General features: G+C 58.4%; 15 protein-coding genes. 3 read left to right on the top strand and 12 right to left on the bottom strand.

All coding sequences use genetic code 11. From position 1 onward, the window contains the following. Positions 1 to 78: 78 nt before the first annotated feature. The 8 genes from ACFOZ5_RS08960 to ACFOZ5_RS08925 form a co-directional block, all read right to left on the bottom strand. Entirely contained in the window at positions 79 to 813 is a 735-nt protein-coding gene (locus tag ACFOZ5_RS08960; protein WP_379886701.1) for a 16S rRNA (uracil(1498)-N(3))-methyltransferase, read from the bottom strand. Between the two features lie 234 nt (positions 814 to 1,047). After that, complete coding sequence (locus ACFOZ5_RS08955; RefSeq protein WP_379886700.1) at positions 1,048 to 2,397, bottom strand: adenosylmethionine--8-amino-7-oxononanoate transaminase; 1,350 nt, start codon at positions 2,395 to 2,397, stop codon at positions 1,048 to 1,050. Positions 2,398 to 2,935: 538 nt separating this feature from the next. Beyond that, on the bottom strand, positions 2,936 to 3,682 hold the full coding sequence (locus ACFOZ5_RS08950; RefSeq protein WP_379886699.1) for an amino acid ABC transporter ATP-binding protein: 747 nt from the start codon (positions 3,680 to 3,682) through the stop codon (positions 2,936 to 2,938). 12 nt (positions 3,683 to 3,694) lie between these two features. Further along, positions 3,695 to 4,366, bottom strand: a complete 672-nt coding sequence (locus ACFOZ5_RS08945; RefSeq protein ID WP_379886698.1) for an amino acid ABC transporter permease — start codon at positions 4,364 to 4,366, stop codon at positions 3,695 to 3,697. A gap of 81 nt (positions 4,367 to 4,447) precedes the next feature. Beyond that, a complete protein-coding gene (locus ACFOZ5_RS08940) occupies positions 4,448 to 5,206 on the bottom strand; it encodes a transporter substrate-binding domain-containing protein (RefSeq protein ID WP_379886697.1) in 759 nt (252 codons plus the stop codon). A gap of 92 nt (positions 5,207 to 5,298) precedes the next feature. Beyond that, positions 5,299 to 5,673 carry a type II toxin-antitoxin system VapC family toxin gene (locus ACFOZ5_RS08935; RefSeq protein WP_379886696.1) on the bottom strand — a complete coding sequence of 125 codons (375 nt, stop codon included), beginning with the start codon at positions 5,671 to 5,673 and terminating at the stop codon, positions 5,299 to 5,301. Continuing rightward, entirely contained in the window at positions 5,670 to 5,873 is a 204-nt protein-coding gene (locus ACFOZ5_RS08930) for a type II toxin-antitoxin system VapB family antitoxin (RefSeq protein WP_379886695.1), read from the bottom strand. The genes ACFOZ5_RS08935 and ACFOZ5_RS08930 overlap by 4 nt, the downstream gene beginning before the upstream one ends. Positions 5,874 to 6,039: 166 nt before the next feature. Next, positions 6,040 to 7,935, bottom strand: a complete 1,896-nt coding sequence (locus tag ACFOZ5_RS08925; RefSeq protein ID WP_379886694.1) for a cellulase family glycosylhydrolase — start codon at positions 7,933 to 7,935, stop codon at positions 6,040 to 6,042. A gap of 561 nt (positions 7,936 to 8,496) precedes the next feature. Between ACFOZ5_RS08925 and ACFOZ5_RS08920 the strand changes: the two genes are divergently transcribed. The 3 genes from ACFOZ5_RS08920 to ACFOZ5_RS08910 all read left to right on the top strand — a co-directional run bounded on the left by ACFOZ5_RS08920 (position 8,497) and on the right by ACFOZ5_RS08910 (position 10,806). Further along, the gene (locus ACFOZ5_RS08920; protein WP_379886693.1) at positions 8,497 to 9,132 is read left to right on the top strand and encodes a YiiX/YebB-like N1pC/P60 family cysteine hydrolase; all 636 of its coding nucleotides are present in this window, start codon (positions 8,497 to 8,499) and stop codon (positions 9,130 to 9,132) included. Between the two features lies 1 nt (position 9,133). Next, positions 9,134 to 9,670 (top strand): hypothetical protein, encoded by a 537-nt coding sequence (locus tag ACFOZ5_RS08915; RefSeq protein WP_379886692.1) that lies wholly within the window; start codon positions 9,134 to 9,136, stop codon positions 9,668 to 9,670. A 596-nt stretch (positions 9,671 to 10,266) separates the two neighbouring features. Further along, a complete protein-coding gene (locus tag ACFOZ5_RS08910) occupies positions 10,267 to 10,806 on the top strand; it encodes a hypothetical protein (protein ID WP_379886691.1) in 540 nt (179 codons plus the stop codon). Between the two features lie 43 nt (positions 10,807 to 10,849). On the opposite strand, the gene metF is transcribed toward ACFOZ5_RS08910, so the two are convergent. From metF to ACFOZ5_RS08890, 4 genes are all read right to left on the bottom strand, one after another. Next, on the bottom strand, positions 10,850 to 11,719 hold the full coding sequence (gene metF / locus ACFOZ5_RS08905; RefSeq protein WP_379886690.1) for a methylenetetrahydrofolate reductase [NAD(P)H]: 870 nt from the start codon (positions 11,717 to 11,719) through the stop codon (positions 10,850 to 10,852). A gap of 13 nt (positions 11,720 to 11,732) precedes the next feature. Beyond that, positions 11,733 to 13,127, bottom strand: a complete 1,395-nt coding sequence (gene ahcY, locus ACFOZ5_RS08900; RefSeq protein ID WP_379886689.1) for an adenosylhomocysteinase — start codon at positions 13,125 to 13,127, stop codon at positions 11,733 to 11,735. Positions 13,128 to 13,324: 197 nt separating this feature from the next. Then, positions 13,325 to 14,515, bottom strand: a complete 1,191-nt coding sequence (gene metK / locus ACFOZ5_RS08895) for a methionine adenosyltransferase (RefSeq protein WP_379886688.1) — start codon at positions 14,513 to 14,515, stop codon at positions 13,325 to 13,327. A 144-nt stretch (positions 14,516 to 14,659) separates the two neighbouring features. Next, positions 14,660 to 15,664, bottom strand: a complete 1,005-nt coding sequence (locus ACFOZ5_RS08890) for a metalloregulator ArsR/SmtB family transcription factor (RefSeq protein ID WP_379886687.1) — start codon at positions 15,662 to 15,664, stop codon at positions 14,660 to 14,662. Between the last annotated feature and the right edge of the window lie 62 nt (positions 15,665 to 15,726).

Here is a 15,726-nt window from a genome sequence, read left to right as displayed (position 1 = left end):
ACAGGCTCAGAGTCCTCAGAGGCAAGCCCTTCGGCTTTTCAGAAGCTCAGTAGGTTAAGGCATTAGCCAGACGGGACACTAGCCGAAGTCGCCCCAGAGCCATTGGCACAGGGTGATGGCAGCGACGGGCGCGGTTTCTGTGCGCAATACCCGGGGCCCAATGGCTGCCGGGGAAAAACCGCTTTCCCTGGCAGCGGCAATTTCGGCTTCCGAGAGTCCCCCTTCAGGACCTACCAGCAGAGCGACGCCTTGCACGGGTGGTGTCATTGCGGACAGAGGTTGTTCGGTACGGTGGTGAAGCACCAGCCGCAGGTCGCAGGTCTCACTGAGGTTGAACCAGTCCGCCAGTGACGCCAGCGGCGCAATGGTGGGCACGGTGGCCCGCCCGCATTGCTCGGCAGCACTGATGGCCACCTGTTGCCAGTGACGGATTCGCTTGTCTTCCCGGTCGCCTTTCAGGCGGACATCGCAGCGCTCGCTGGTCAGGGGGACGATGGTATCCACCCCCAGTTCCGTGCTCTTCTGCACCGCGTAGTCCATACGGTCACCCTTGGAGATAACCTGTCCAAGCATGATCTTCAGGCGTGGTTCGCAGGTGCTTGCTTCTCGCGTCAGTATCCGTGCACTGACCCGCTTCTTGCCTACCTCGTCCAGTTCGGCCGGGTAGTTGGCGCCGTCACCATTAAACAGCACCAGCGGTTGTCCGGTCTGCATGCGCAGGACCTTGCCGACATGGTGGGCGGCGCTGTCATCAAGGTAAACGGTCTGCCCTGCAGCAAGGGCGGCGTCGGTAAAGATTCGCGGGTTGCGCACGAAAGTGTCCTGTCAGGCCAAGAGAATCGGGAGCGACAGATTACCGAAAACCGCCGCTCCCTTACACCGCTAGGAGTCTGCGCGGCAGAAACCGCGCCAGGCGAGAGCGTCCCACTTTGAGTCCATTTTGACGGTCATTTGAGGCGCATAGTGGTTCTATGTAACGAAAATGAGCGATCAAAAGGGGCCAAAGTGGGGTGGTCGCAGCGGTGCGATTTTCTGCCGCGCAGACTCCTAGTCTCTGACTGCGATATCGATGCCTTCGGTAGCCACCTGGGCCAGATGGCGGATCTGGTCCTCGGTGATCACATAGGGGGGCATGAAGTAGACCACATTGCCCAGTGGGCGGAGCAGGGCCTCCCGGGTCAGTGAGTGCTGATAGACCCGGATGCCGCGACGCTCCTGCCAGGGGAAAGGCTCCTTGGTCTTCCGGTCCTTGACCATTTCGATGGCCAGCGTCATGCCATGCTGGCGGATATCGCCCACGTTGGGGTGATCCGCCAGGTGGGCTACGGAGTCGGCCATGGTGCGGGACAGGGCCCTGTTGGCGTTGATCACGTCGTCGTCCCGGAAGATATCCAGGGTGGCAAGCGCCACCGCGCAGCCGATGGGGTTGCCGGTGTAGCTGTGGCTGTGCAGGAAGGCCCGCAGGGTTTCGTAGTCGTCGTAGAAGGCGTTATAGACGTCGTTGGTCGTCAGCACCACGGACAGCGGCAGGTAGCCGGCGGTCAGGCCCTTGGACAGGCACATGAAGTCGGGGGTGATGCCGGACTGCTCGCAGGCGAACAGGGTGCCCGTACGCCCGAAGCCTACGGCAATTTCATCAGCGATCAGATGCACGCCGTAGCGGGTGCAGGCTTCCCGCAGTTTGGTGTGGTAGATGGGGTGGTGCATGCGCATGCCGCCGGCACACTGGATCATCGGCTCCACCACCACGGCGCAGATTTCGTCGTGCTTTTCTGCCAGGAGCTGCTCCATGGCTTGGAACTGCCGCAGGGCGTATTCCTCGTCGGTTTCTCCCGGTTCCTTGTTGAAGGCGTCCGGTGACGGTGCGGTCAACACTTCCATCAATAGCGGCTGGTAGGTGTCCTTGTAAAGGGCAACATCGCCCAGCGCCAGGGCGCCCAGGGTTTCGCCGTGGTAGCTGTTGGACAGGTTTACAAAGTTTTTCTTGCCCGGCTTGCCGTGGTTCTTCCAGTAGTGGTAGCTCATCTTGAGGGCGGCTTCGATGGCCGACGAGCCGTTGTCGGCGTAGAAGCACTTGTTCAGGCCTTCCGGGGTGACTTCGATCAGTCGTTCGGAAAGCTCCACCACGGGTTCGTGGCTGAAGCCGGCGAGAATGACGTGCTCAAGCTTCTCGATCTGGTCGCGGATGGCGCCATTGATGCGTGGGTTGGCATGGCCGAACAGGTTGACCCACCAGGAGCTGACGGCATCGATGTAGCGATTGCCTTCAAAGTCTTCCAGCCACACGCCTTCCCCTTTCTTGATGGGGATCAATGGCAGGGATTCGTGGTCCTTCATCTGGGTACAGGGGTGCCAGACGGATTTCAGGTCACGGGCGACCAGGTCGGCATTGCGCATGGTTGGCTCCGGTTCGTTTTCTTTGTTGGTGGGTTTGTCTCTGTTAACCAGATCGAATGATACAGTTAACGGCGGTTTCTAGGAAGGTGCCAGGGGTGTAACTGTTGACTGGTCGCTTGGCGGGCTGGACGTATGGTGTGGGGGAGGCTTTCTCCACCGCAATTCACGGTCCATCCCTGGACCGACCTTGCTCCGCGCCATCCATGGCGCTGTTGCGAAAGCCTCCCCCACACCACACGTCCGACGGGCCTCTCGGATGACTCTCCAGAAATTACAGACAAACCATGGCAAGGCTGCATCGCTTTGGCATGTGTTAATCGGCGACGACGAGGGGAAAATCTGATGACACCCCGGGAGGAGCATACGGAAGGAGGTAACTCACCTGCTAGATTGGACCGGGGGTGGTGGGCTTGCTTTCGCAGCAGCGCCATGGATGGCGCGGAGCAAGGCGGGCGCCAGGGATGGCCCCTGAATTGCGGCGGAGAAAGCGAGCCCACCACCCCCCGGTCCAGCCCCCAAGCTCAGACAGCCAACATCCTCAGTGCTTCAAAACCCGAGAAAGGAACGACTGAGTCCGCTCATTCTGCGGATTGTCGAACACATCCTCAGGCTTGCCTTCCTCCACAATCTGACCCTCGTGGATGTAGAACACCCGGTCGGCCACTTCGCGGGCGAAGCCCATCTCGTGGGTGACCACCATCATGGTCATGCCTTCCTTTGCCAGCTCCCGCATGACATCCAGCACCTCACCGATCATTTCCGGATCCAGGGCGGAGGTGGGCTCATCGAACAGCATCAGCTTTGGTTCCATGGCCAATGCCCGGGCAATCGCCACCCGCTGTTGCTGACCACCAGAGAGATGACTGGGATACTTGTTCGCCTGGTCGGCAATGCCCACACGCTGTAACAGACGTTCGGCGGTGCCATTGGCGACCACCTGGGGCTCGTCCTTCACCTTCATGGGTGCCAGCATGATGTTCTTCTTCACCGTCAGGTGAGGGAACAGGTTGAACTGCTGGAACACCATGCCCACTTCCTTGCGGATCTCGGCCAGGGACTTCTGGTTGCCGCCCTTGGGCGCCAGCGGGTGGCCATCCACCTCCAACTGACCGGATTCGAACTGCTCAAGCCCGTTCACACAGCGAATCAGGGTGGACTTGCCGGAGCCACTGGCGCCGATGATCACCACCACCTCGCCGGCGTCTACCGACAGGTTGATATCCTTCAGCACATGCAGGTCACCGAAGTACTTGTTCATGCCCTCAATTTTCACAATCTGGCTCATCGTGCCCGCTCCTTAAACCGACGTCAGGCCGCGCCGCTCAACCAGGCGCAGAATCAGTGACAACGACAGGGTGATCATCAGGTACAGAATCGCCACCACGAAGTACACCTCGAATGCCGTAAAGGTGTTGGCGATATAGACCTGACCCTGACGAACCAGCTCGCCCACGCCAATCACCGAGAACAGCGAGGTGTCCTTGATTGAGACGATGGCCTGGTTGCCAAGGGGCGGGATCATCCGGCGGAAGGCCTGGGGCCACACAATGGACCAGAAGGTCTGGGTGCGGGACAGCCCCAGCGACAGGCCCGCTTCGGTCTGGCCCTTGTCGATGGACTGTACGCCACCGCGAACCACTTCCGAGATATAGGCGCCGGAATTCAGCGCGATCGCGGCAATACCGGCTGTCAGTGGGTCAATGGGACCCCCGATCAGATCCGGCAGGCCGTAGAATATAAAGAGTACCTGCACCAGGATCGGCGTGCCCCTGAATACTTCAATGTAGGCGGTGGCCGGCCAGCGCAGGAACCAGTGTTTGTTGATGCTCAGCAGCCCGAAGAAGATACCCAGTACAAAGCCGATGGCCAGGCCGCCGAATGAAATCAGCAGGGTATAGGGGACACCCTTGAGCAGGAAGGGAATGGAATCGATGGCCGCTTGCCAGTCAAACTGGAACTGAGACTCCACGCTCTGTTTCTCCGTTCACTTCAGGGAGGGGGCAGGTGCCGAAGCCAGCTGACTTCGGCACCTGCTCAGAAATGCCCGGGTTTATTTTTCTTCCGGGAGTTCGCCAAACCACTTCTTGTATATTTCGTCGTAGGTGCCGTCTTCCTTCATGGAGGCAAGGGCGTCATTGACATCGTCCACCCATTCACTGCCGTCTTTCAGGGCGATGCCGTACTGCTGGCCTTCATACAGTGGCCCTACTGTCTTGACCCGGCCCTCGCCCTTGGTCTGGGCGAAATAGCCGACGTTGGGGGCGTCGTAGAAAACGGCGTCAACGGAGCGGCTCATCAGGGCCATATACATGTCGGAGCTGCCCGGGTAGGGGGTGACGCCGTCGTTGTCATCCAGCTCCCTGGTGAGGAAGTCATAGCTGGTGCTGCCGATCTTGGTGCCGATCTTCAGGCCTTCCAGGTCCTCAATGTTGTCCACTTCCTCGTTGTCGGCGCGAACCATGATGCGCAGGCCGGAATCATAGTAAGGGTCGGAAAAGTCGACAATTTCCTCACGTTCGTCGGTGATGGTGATGCCGGCAATGGCGATGTCCACATTGCCCGTCTGCAGGGCGGGGATAATGCCGTTGAAGTCCATGGTCTGCAGGTCGTACTCAAACCCGGCCCGGTCGGCCACTTCGGCGATAATCTCCATGTCGAAACCGATCATTTCGCCGGTTTCCTGGTCCATCATTTCAAAGGGGACGAAACTCGGGTCGGTAACCACTTTCACCGTTTCCGCAGAGGCGACATTGGCCGTAAAGGACAGCGCAGCAGCCACGCCAAGGGGTTTCAGCCAGTTGGTGTTCATGGGATCTCCTTTCAGATTAGGAACATACCTGTATCAGGATAGACCATGTAACGACGTTTTGCAGGAGGCTTATTCCGGTAGCCAATTTCATTTCAATGGATGGAGAAGTCGACGCCGAAGCGTTGGGCCAGCTTGGTCAATCGCTTGTCGAAGGTCCAAAGGCAGGCGTCCGGCGTGATCAGGGTGGAGGCCAATAGCGTCATATCCACCAGGCCGCACCCCAGCCCGTAGAGCTTTTCACGTTCCACGAGCTCCCTGACTTCTTCCAGGCTGGCCTGGCTGGAGGGTTGGAGGAGTCCGATATCCTCCAGGGTTCTTGAACGGGGTGCGGGAGGCGTTCCACAGGCCAACTCCGCGACGACCATGGGATGAGTCAGCACCCGGTCGGATAGCAATAACGCTACGAGGTCGGAGTTGCTGACACGAAAGTGGTTGACCCAGACGGAGGTGTCTACCAACACGTTCATGAATCAGGTTTTTCCCCGCGGCGGGCAATCTCTGACATGTCTGGTGCCGCGCTCCCGAGCGCAGCCAGGCGTTTGGCGGCCCGGATTCGCACGAACGTGCGCATGGCTTCCCGGAAAAGTTCTGCCTTGTCCGTTCCGGGGTCCGCCATCTCCAGCGCCTTCTGGTAAAGCTCATCATCTATGGTCACTGTGGTGCGCATGGCCCGTTCCTCAAAAATGGTGCAATAGTGCATCAAAAATAGCATCAAGTAGGGCGTGGGGCAATCGGCTTCGGGGAGGAAAATTCTGCGCTTCCGGGACGATGAAGGGCATAAAAAAACCGCGACGAGGGTCGCGGTTTCAGGGAGAGGCTTCAGAGTTTGACGACTACTGCCCGACGCAACGCACATCGCCCAGGTTGCCACCGTGTCCGCCAGTGAAGCCAAAGCTCGTTGACTGGCCAGGGGCCAGCTGGCGATTGTAGCTGGCCCCCTCGAAGACGATTCGGCTATCCTCGGTGGAGATGACATTGGAAGACCAGCTCTGGCTTAAGGAAACCGGGTTGTCGAACTCCACGGCAACCTGCCAGTTCAGCGCCTCATCGCCAGTATTGGTCACCTGGATATCACCCAGAACGAATCCACTTTGCCAGGCATCGGTACGGTTAATGGAGCAGCTTACGGACGGGGAGCCTGGCTCTGGTTCGTTACCTTCCTCCTCGTCACCAGCGCCGTCCCCATCCCCCGGAGCGGGGGGCGGACTGTCATCACCGGTACGCTCGAAATCCAGGTAATCCAGATTCGTTTGCCCATCGAGGAAGGTCACCGTGATGGTGGCATCGTCGGGGATGGTCACGTTGCGGATGGTCTCGGTGGACCAGCTTTGCCAGCCCGCGCCATTGGTTGACACCTCGCCGGCGTGGTTGCCGTTGATGTCGATGCGGACTCGGCGACCGTTGAACTGGCTGGCCAGGCCGACATTCATATCGAACGTGCCCCCTGCGGAGCCCACCTTGTAGGTCAGGGACTCGCCGGCTTCGGTCCAGCCGATGTTGCAGGTGCCCTGGGAGGCGTTTTCAATGTCAACGTCGAGGCCATGGTACTGGCAATTGGAGAACGAATAGGTGCTGATATTGCCCGGAGTGGTGTCCTGGGCGCTGTTGTAGTTTTCAGCCTCAATACGTCCCGGTAAGTTGGCTTGCCCCTGGTAGCCGCCGTTGGTATCGCCATCTGACCCATCCGGATCATCCGGTGCGCCGGAGCCACCATCCTCTTCATCGCCAGAGCCGGAATCGCCGGTCTTGTCCGGCCAGGTCCGGATCATGTTTCTGACGTAGCGGCCAGAGTCAGTCAAATCACTGTCAGACCACTGACCCTGGGTGGACGCGCCCGGCCTGAGGGCGGATGCCCCTTCGCTTTTGTCGTTGAGCGCCCAATTAGCATTACCAATGGAGTGTTCCTTCATGAAGGCAACCCATCGGTCGGTTTCGGCCCGGGCCACTCCACCATCGCCATTGGCGTTGACGCTGCCCCACTCCGTAACGAACAGCGCGACGCCCTGGTCCATGGCCCGCACGGCCTTGTCCCGTAGCGCCTGGCCGTGAGTGCCTGCGTAAAAGTGGAGCGTGTACGCGATGTTGTCGTAGCCCTCGATGGGATCGCTGGCTGCCACGTCCACGTCCTGGGACCAGGTGGGCGAACCCACCACAATAAGGTTGTCAGGGTCGATGGCGCGAATGGCGGCGATAACCCGCTCGGCGTAGGGCTTGACGTCGCCTGCCCAGGTCACATCGTTCTTGGGCTCGTTGAAGATCTCATAGATCACATGGCTGGTATCGCCGTACTTGCGGGCCATGGTTTCGAAGAACTCGATGGCTTTCTGCTCGTATTCATGGGCGTAATGGGAGTGCCAGTCGATAATCACGTACATGTCGTTGGCAATGGCGGCGTCCACCACCTCATACACGCGCTGGAGATTGCCTTCGCGGTCGGAGAGGTAGCCGCCGCTCTCCTCGACACCCATGGCGGCACGCACCAGGTTGCCCTCAAAGAACGTCTTGACGCCACCCACGGATTCGGCCGTGTAGTATTTTTCGCCGCCCCAGCCCGTGTTGGACCAGAACAGGCTCATACCGCTAAGGCTGGCGGCCTCTCCGTTGGCTGTGATGGTGGAGCCTTCTACCGACAGTTCGGGCGGGGCTGCCATAAGGGAGGTGGAGACAGTCAGTGCGGAAAGCATCAGTCCCGCGTTTGCCAGTTGTTTCGCTACTCGGTACGGAGCCATGGAATCTCCCTTTCATGGGTGGATGGTGATATTGGTTTTTCGGAGACCCGACGTGACGGTTACCTCGACGCCTGCCCGGGTCTGGTCAGTGACGCAAGCATAAGGCCGACAGCTATGCAGCCGTAATTAATAACCGGAAACCCTGGTGACATGCCGCCGTCGCAATAGACTTTCCGCCAAAGGGCCCGGGGCCTGGCGTGGCGGGTAGAGCCGGGTGGCTTACGTTAATGAAGTGAGGGGGATGGGGCGTTGAATTGATAAGCAGTTCAATTCTCTATCAGTCGTAATATTAAATTATGGACAGATTTATGGGTGGGCGGGGCGCACGACAGTCGTGGCAGGATGTGATTTGTCACCTGAAGGAACTGTCCGTTTTGGCTTGTTCCACCAGTCGTGGCCTGGCGATGGCAACTGACCCATGGAAAAGGTACTCGGAATCAGCTATAAACGCAGGCTGATGGACTCAGTGTTCAGGATGGCCTGCTATGGATACGCTGTTGGCCCGTTAAATAAGAGCATTACTGGCCAGGCAGGCCGGGCTTTCACTTGGAAGGGAATCTTATGAAAACACAAACTGCTTCTCCCAATCTTCATGCAGAACCGACCCTCATCGAACCGCTTTCCCTCGCTTCTCTGGACTTAATTGAAGTCGGGGATATCATCGCTACAGCTTCCAATGCCAGTACTTCGGAAGGGATTCAATGGGCTACCAATGCTGAATTCAGTCACGCGATTTTGTATTTGAGAGACGGCATGGCTGTCGACGCTATGCCAGGCGTCGGCGTGAGAACGCAGCCCCTTTTAACAAAACTGAAAGGTGCTTCCAGAGCTGTAGTTTTCCGGCACCGTAATGCAACCCGGGAGCAGAAGGCACTTGCTGTGAATTGGGCCGCCGCGCAGGTCGGGGCGGGGTATGACAATGTAGGTGCTGCAAGGGTTGGGCTCCAATTTGGATCACGAACCTTTCCGTTGAGGTTGACGCCTATCGGTCACACTATTTCCGTGGTTGACGAGATCGCAGGTGCTGCTTCTGATGAGTGGCATGACAGCAGCTTTTTCTGCTCCGAGTTGATATTCAGGGCTTATGAGGTGGCCCAGGCGCCGATCGTCCCGGGACGACCGCATGTGGCCGGTCCGGGAGCCTTACGCAAGGTGCGTACGGTTCGGTGTGTTGGTGAACTTACGTTGGTAGCTTGATATGCGGCTGCTCTCAATAGTAATACTCGCCATCGGAATCAATATTCAGGGCTGTGAGGCCAAGAATAATTTCCCGGAGAATCAGAAAATTCCCGGTCCGATCGAAATCGGCTCTCAATGGCAGGTTATCGAGTTGGATGAACCGCTGCAGATTAACCGGGAGGGGGTTCAGGGGCTCCATATTGTTGTTGATCCGGATGAGTTTTCGTCGAACTTCACTTACGGTGATGACCTTTCGAACGACCTAGATCATTATTTCGACTTGAGGAACGAGTCAGGCGAGCTAGTGGCACCCGAAGTGGTGATAGTCGCTCAGGATGGCACTGAGATTGAGTTGTCGCCAATCAGCAACATAGGTCTTGACGAAGGTGGCCTCACGGTAGGCATGGGGCTGAGGGCAGGGGACATCCGCGAGCCATCCCCGCCCTTCCCTGAAGGTGTTAAGAGTTTTACGTCTTTTCGCGTAAAAAGCGACGTCCCCTTTACCGCCGAGTATCTCTGGTGGCTGGTTGAGCATCATCCCGATATGCTGCATTGAATGGTTCCGCCAGCCGGGGCCTGGCCACGGCATAAACGCATGTACTGATAGAAATAGGTGCCCTGGGTGAGCGCACTCACCAGGGAAAGTTAGATCATAAGCCGCCTCAAGGAACGAGCTACCTATGAATCTCATAACTCTGCAAAGTTATCTGCCACCAAACTCCTGGTCTTGGGTACTCGTCCTGGCCTTTCTGGGGGTGGTAATCTTGAGCTCTCCCTTGCTGAGCCATTCTCGCGTGCGCGATTCTGCCCTTGCATCGATAATCTTATGGCCCAGCTTCTTGATCCTTATGGCTCTCCCTTTAGGGTTGCCGATACTGGCGATATGCGCACAGGCTTTCTGGTTACCACTCGTCGTCTTTTCGGTTCTTTATATCACAGTCCTGTCAGGATTCTTTCTCTCTAACGGAGCGGCCCTTATGTTCATTAATCATTTTGGCGTCCTTTGCCTGGCAATGCCATTGGCTATCGCTCTTAGAGCAGGAAGAGGCGTTTACCTTATGTCGTAGTCTGAAGGCATGACATGTATAAGGGGAAGCAAAAGTGTTAGATAGCGTCCTGGTAAAGGGACTAAATATATAAAAGGCTGTTGCAATGCAACTTCTTAAAATTGCGATTATTGGTATAAGTCTCAGTATACAGGGCTGTGGAGCTCAGAACGACTTTCCGGAAAACCAGAAGATTCCAGGGCCGATCGAGATAGGGATTGAGTGGCAGGTTATTGAGCTGGATGAGCCCCTGATGATCAATCGGAAAGCATTTCTTCAGGGTCTTCATCTGGTTGTTGATCCCGGCGACTATACCTCCAACAGCAGTTATGATGATGAACTCTCTGATGATCCCGATCATTTTTTCGATCTACGGAATCAGTCTGGTGAGTTGGTCGTGCCGGAAGTTGTCATGGTTGCAGGCAATGGGACAGAAGTTCGACTGGGCTCACGGAGTAACATCTCTCTCTATGAAGGTGGCTTGACCGTGGGAATGAAAATCGTGCCGGATAAAATCCATGAACCTTCTCCGCCTTTCCCGGAGGGTATTGAAGGGTTTGAGTCCTTCCGCATCAGGAGCAATGTTCCTTTCACTGCCGATTATATCTGGTGGCTCGTAGAGCGGCACCCCGATATGCTGCATTGAATAGTTCCGCCAGCCGTGATCTGGCCAAGGCTGGCGGGCTTCTTCAGAACGAAATCTTGTCCCGGTTGGCCAGGCCAAGGTTGTTCCAGATTTTCAGGCTGGCATCCGCCTGGTTGAGCGTGTAGAAGTGCAGGCCGGGAGCACCGGCGGCCAGCAGTCGCTCGCACATGCGGGTGACCACTTCCTCGCCAAACTTCTTGATACTGTCCGAATCATCGCCGTAGGACTCCAGCTGCTTGCGGATCCAGCGGGGGATTTCCGCGCCGCACATGTCGGAGAAGCGCACCAGGCTGGAGAAGTTGACGATGGGCATGATGCCCGGCACCACCGGAATGGTGATGCCCATCTTTTCCAGCCGGTCGATGAAGTAAAAGTAGCTGTCCGCATTGAAGAAATACTGCGTAATGGCGCTGTTGGCGCCGGCCTTCACCTTGCGTTCGAAGTTCCGCAGGTCTTCTTCGGCATTGCGGGCCTGGGGGTGGAATTCCGGATAGGCGGCCACCTCCAGGTTGAAGGTGTCGCCACTGTGTTCCCGGATGAATTCCACCAGTTCATTGGCGTAGCGCAGTTCGCCGGCAGCGCCCATGCCCGAGGGCATGTCGCCCCGAAGGGCAACGATGCGATTGACGCCGCTTTCCTTGTAGATGTCGAGTAGCTCGGCGATGGTATCCCGGGTGCCTCCCACGCATGAGAGGTGGGGCGCCGTGGATATGCCCTGGTTATGCAGGTTCAGCACGGTTTCGATGGTGCGGTCCCGGGTGGAGCCGCCGGCCCCGAAGGTGACCGAGAAGAAGTCCGGGTCCACCTCCGCCAGCCGGTTACGAACGCCCTGCAGCTTTTCCTTGCCCTGGTCGGTCTTGGGCGGGAAGAACTCGAAGCTGAAGCGACGCTTGAACTGTTTTTGTGATTCCATCTTGCTTGTCCGATCAGTACTTGTAGCTTTCCGGCTTGTACGGGCCTTCGACCGGTACACCGATGTATTTGGCCTGTTCCGGGGTCATCCGGGTGATCACACCACCAAAGCCCTGGACCATGGCCATGGCCACTTCCTCGTCCAGCTTCTTGGGCAACACCTTGACGTAGATGCCGTTTTCTTTCTCTGCGGTGGGCAGTTCCGCGAACCGGCGCTCATACAGGTACATCTGGGCCAGCACCTGATTGGCAAAGGAACCGTCCATGATCCGGGACGGGTGGCCGGTGGCGTTGCCCAGGTTCACCAGGCGGCCTTCGGACAGCAGGATCAGGTGGTCGTTGCTGGCCTTGTCGCGGTAGACCACGTGGACCTGCGGCTTGACTTCATCCCATTCCCAGTTCTTGCGCATGTAGACGGTGTCGATTTCGTTATCGAAGTGGCCGATGTTGCACACCACGGCGCCGCTTTTGAGGGCCTTGAGCATGTTGGCGTCACACACGTTCATATTGCCTGTGGTGGTAACCAGCAGGTCGGTATGGGCCAGCAGGTCCTTGTTGATGCTGTCTTCAGAACCGTTGTTGATGCCATCGATGTACGGTGAAACCACCTCGAAGCCGTCCATGCAGGCCTGCATGGCGCAGATGGGGTCGGCTTCGGTGATCTTGACGATCATGCCTTCCTGGCGCAGGGAGGCGGCGGAGCCTTTGCCCACGTCGCCGTAGCCGATGACCAGGGCCTTTTTGCCGGCCATCAGGTGGTCTGTGGCGCGTTTGATGGCGTCGTTCAGGCTATGACGACAACCGTACTTGTTGTCGTTCTTGGACTTGGTGACGGCATCGTTGACGTTGATGGCCGGCACCTTCAGGGTCTTTTCGCGCAGCATTTCCTGCAGGCGGTGGACACCGGTGGTGGTTTCCTCGGTAACGCCGTGGCACTTGGCGAGGATATCCGGGTGCTTGTCGTGGAGCAGGGCAGTGAGGTCGCCGCCGTCGTCCAGGATCAGGTTGGGCTCCCAGCCTTCCACGTCGGCACCCACGGTGCGCTCGAGGCACCAGTCGTACTCTTCATCGGTTTCGCCCTTCCAGGCAAAGACCGGTACGCCAGCGGCGGCTATGGCAGCAGCGGCCTGATCCTGAGTGGAGAAGATGTTGCATGAGGACCAGCGTACGTTGGCGCCCAGCTCGATCAGGGTTTCGATGAGCACGGCGGTCTGGATGGTCATGTGGATACAGCCCATGATGTTGGCGCCTTTCAGGGGCTGCTCTGCCTTGTACTTCTCGCGCAGGGCCATCAGGGCGGGCATTTCGCCCTCGGCGATGTTGATTTCCTTGCGGCCCCAGTCAGCGAGGGTGATGTCGCGGACTTTGTAGTCGTCGAAGCTGTTCAGTTGTTCTGCCGGAGTGCTCATGGTGTTCTCCTGTCGAATTCGTATGTCGCGGTTTTGCGAAGACTTATACGTTGGGTGCCTGGCTTTGGGGCGGGAGTCCTCTCTCCGCCGCAATTCAGGGGCCGTCCCTGGCGCCCGCCTTGCTCCGCGCCATCCATGGCGCTGCTGCGAGAGGACTCCCGCCCCAAAGCCGTTCCAATTACCGGGAAGTCGCCTGGTTAAATGCCAGCTGCGTCTTTCAAGACGGCAGCCCTATCTGTTTTCTCCCATGGGAATGCGGTAAAGGTCTTTCCACCCACGGTCATCTCAAATGGTTCGCGACCAAAGTGGCCGTAGGCCGCCGTTTGCTGGTACATCGGGTGCAGCAGGTCCAGCATGTTGGTGATGGCGTAGGGGCGCAGGTCGAAGTGCTCCCGCACCAGCTGGATGATCTTGTCGTCACCGATCTTGCCGGTGCCGAAGGTGTTCACGGAAATGGAGGTGGGCTGCGCCACACCGATGGCGTAGGACACCTGGATCTCGCACTTCTCGGCCAGGCCGGCGGCGACAATGTTCTTGGCGACATAGCGACCAGCGTATGCGGCGGAGCGGTCCACTTTGGACGGGTCTTTGCCTGAAAAGGCGCCGCCGCCATGCCGGGCCATGCCGCCATAAGTGTCAACGATGATCTTGCGACCGGTGAGGCCACAGTCGCCTACCGGTCCGCCAATCACGAACTTGCCGGTGGGGTTGATGTGGAACTGGGTGTCCTTGTGCAGCAGCTCGGCCGGCAGCACGTTCTTGACGATCAGTTCCATCACCGCTTCCCGCAGGTCTGCCTGGGTCACGTCTTCGTCATGCTGGGTGGACAGCACCACGGCGTCGATGCCCGACACCTTGCCGTTCTCGTAGCGGCAGGTGATCTGGCTCTTGGCATCGGGACGCAACCACGGTAGCAGGCCGCTGCGACGGGCTTCCGCCTGGCGTTGTACGAGGCGGTGGGCAAAGGTGATCGGGGCGGGCATCAGCACATCGGTTTCGTTGCTGGCGTAGCCAAACATCAGGCCCTGGTCGCCGGCGCCCTGGTCTTCCGGCTTCTGGCGGTCGACGCCCTGGGCGATGTCCACGGACTGCTTGCCGATGATGTTGATGATGCCGCAGGTGTCACCGTCGTAGCCCACGTCGGAGGAGGTGTAGCCGATGTCCTTGATGACGCCGCGCACCAGGTCTTCCAGGTCGACCCAGGCGCTGGTGGTGACTTCGCCACCGATAATGGCCACGCCGGTCTTGACCATGGTTTCACAGGCTACCCGGGCGTGGGGGTCATCGGTGAGGATGGCGTCCAGTACCGCATCGGAGATCTGGTCGGCCAGTTTGTCCGGATGGCCTTCGGAGACCGACTCGGATGTAAAGATGCTGTAGTCAGACATAGCACAGGCTCCTCTTGAGCTGGTTGGGCAGGTCCTGCCACTTTAAATGAGTAACGATGGTTAAGTCCGGTTGTTAACCGATACGTTCTGCATTGATTTTGGATTCTATATCAAAAACTTTTGATATTCATTGTATCGTTGGTTTCAGTGTGTATTTTCAGGCTTGCGATACTCCCGCACCTGAATCTGGAAGCCATTGCGCAGGCCGATGAACATCGCTTCGCCGGTTTCCAGGCCGGCGTCACTGGCCCAGGCATTCAGTTCCTCGGGCTCGAAGCCCAGCCACAGGTCGCCACAGTTCTCCCGGGCCCAGTCCTGGTCGTGACTGCGGAGGTCACTGATCACCAGGTAACCCCCTGCCGCCATCAGTTCACTGGCTTCCAGGAAGATGTCCGCCGGGCTGGGCACGTGGTGCAGCACCATGTTGGCAACCACCAGGTCGAAGCGTTGCTGGTGGTCGAGCAGGGTGGCGGTTGTGCCTTCTACCAACTCCACATTTTCAAGCTTTTCGTCGGCGCAGGTCTGCCGCGCCTTGCGCAGCATGTCGGCGGAGTTATCCACCGCTACCACCTGCTGGCAGATACCGGCGACGATGGGCAGGAAGGCGCCTTCGCCGGGGCCGATTTCCAGGGCGGTCTGCCACTGATGTCTGGCGGCTCTTGCACGGATCAGTTCTGCGGTCGGTTCGGCGTACAGGTCGAAGGCGGCGATCAGCTCCTGCTGTTCCCGGAACTGCTCCGCGTGGCGTGCGAAGAAGACCTGGGACTGGTCCGCCCGCTGATTGCGGATGGCTTCAATCTTGCCCTGCAGGTGGCTGGCCACCGGAATCTGATCAATGGTGCGGAAGATTTCGCGCACGGCGTTGTCCAGGAGGCTGGTGTTTTCGGCGTCCAGGTGCAGCGGCCGGCGGTAGAAAATGGCATTGCCTTCACGCTGTGGTTCCAGCAGGCCGGCCTTGTGTAGCACTTTCAGGTGATGGCTCATGCCTGACTGACGCACGTCGAACAGTTGGCTCATTTCGAGGACCCCGAAGGTGTCCCGCCGCAGTACCCGTAGTATTTCCAGGCGCAGGGGGTCGCCGCAGGCCTTGTAGAGCGGGGCGAGGGCATCGAGGCCCGGAGCGGATTCTGGGGTGGTCAGGCTGTTCATGGTGAGCAGTCTAGAGGCTGCTCAGGGCTTGATCAAGATGTATATCAAAATATTTTGATATA

This window comes from Marinobacter lacisalsi (assembly GCF_042651045.1).
Taxonomy (GTDB): domain Bacteria; phylum Pseudomonadota; class Gammaproteobacteria; order Pseudomonadales; family Oleiphilaceae; genus Marinobacter; species Marinobacter lacisalsi.
This window is presented reverse-complemented; position numbering and strand designations above follow the sequence as displayed.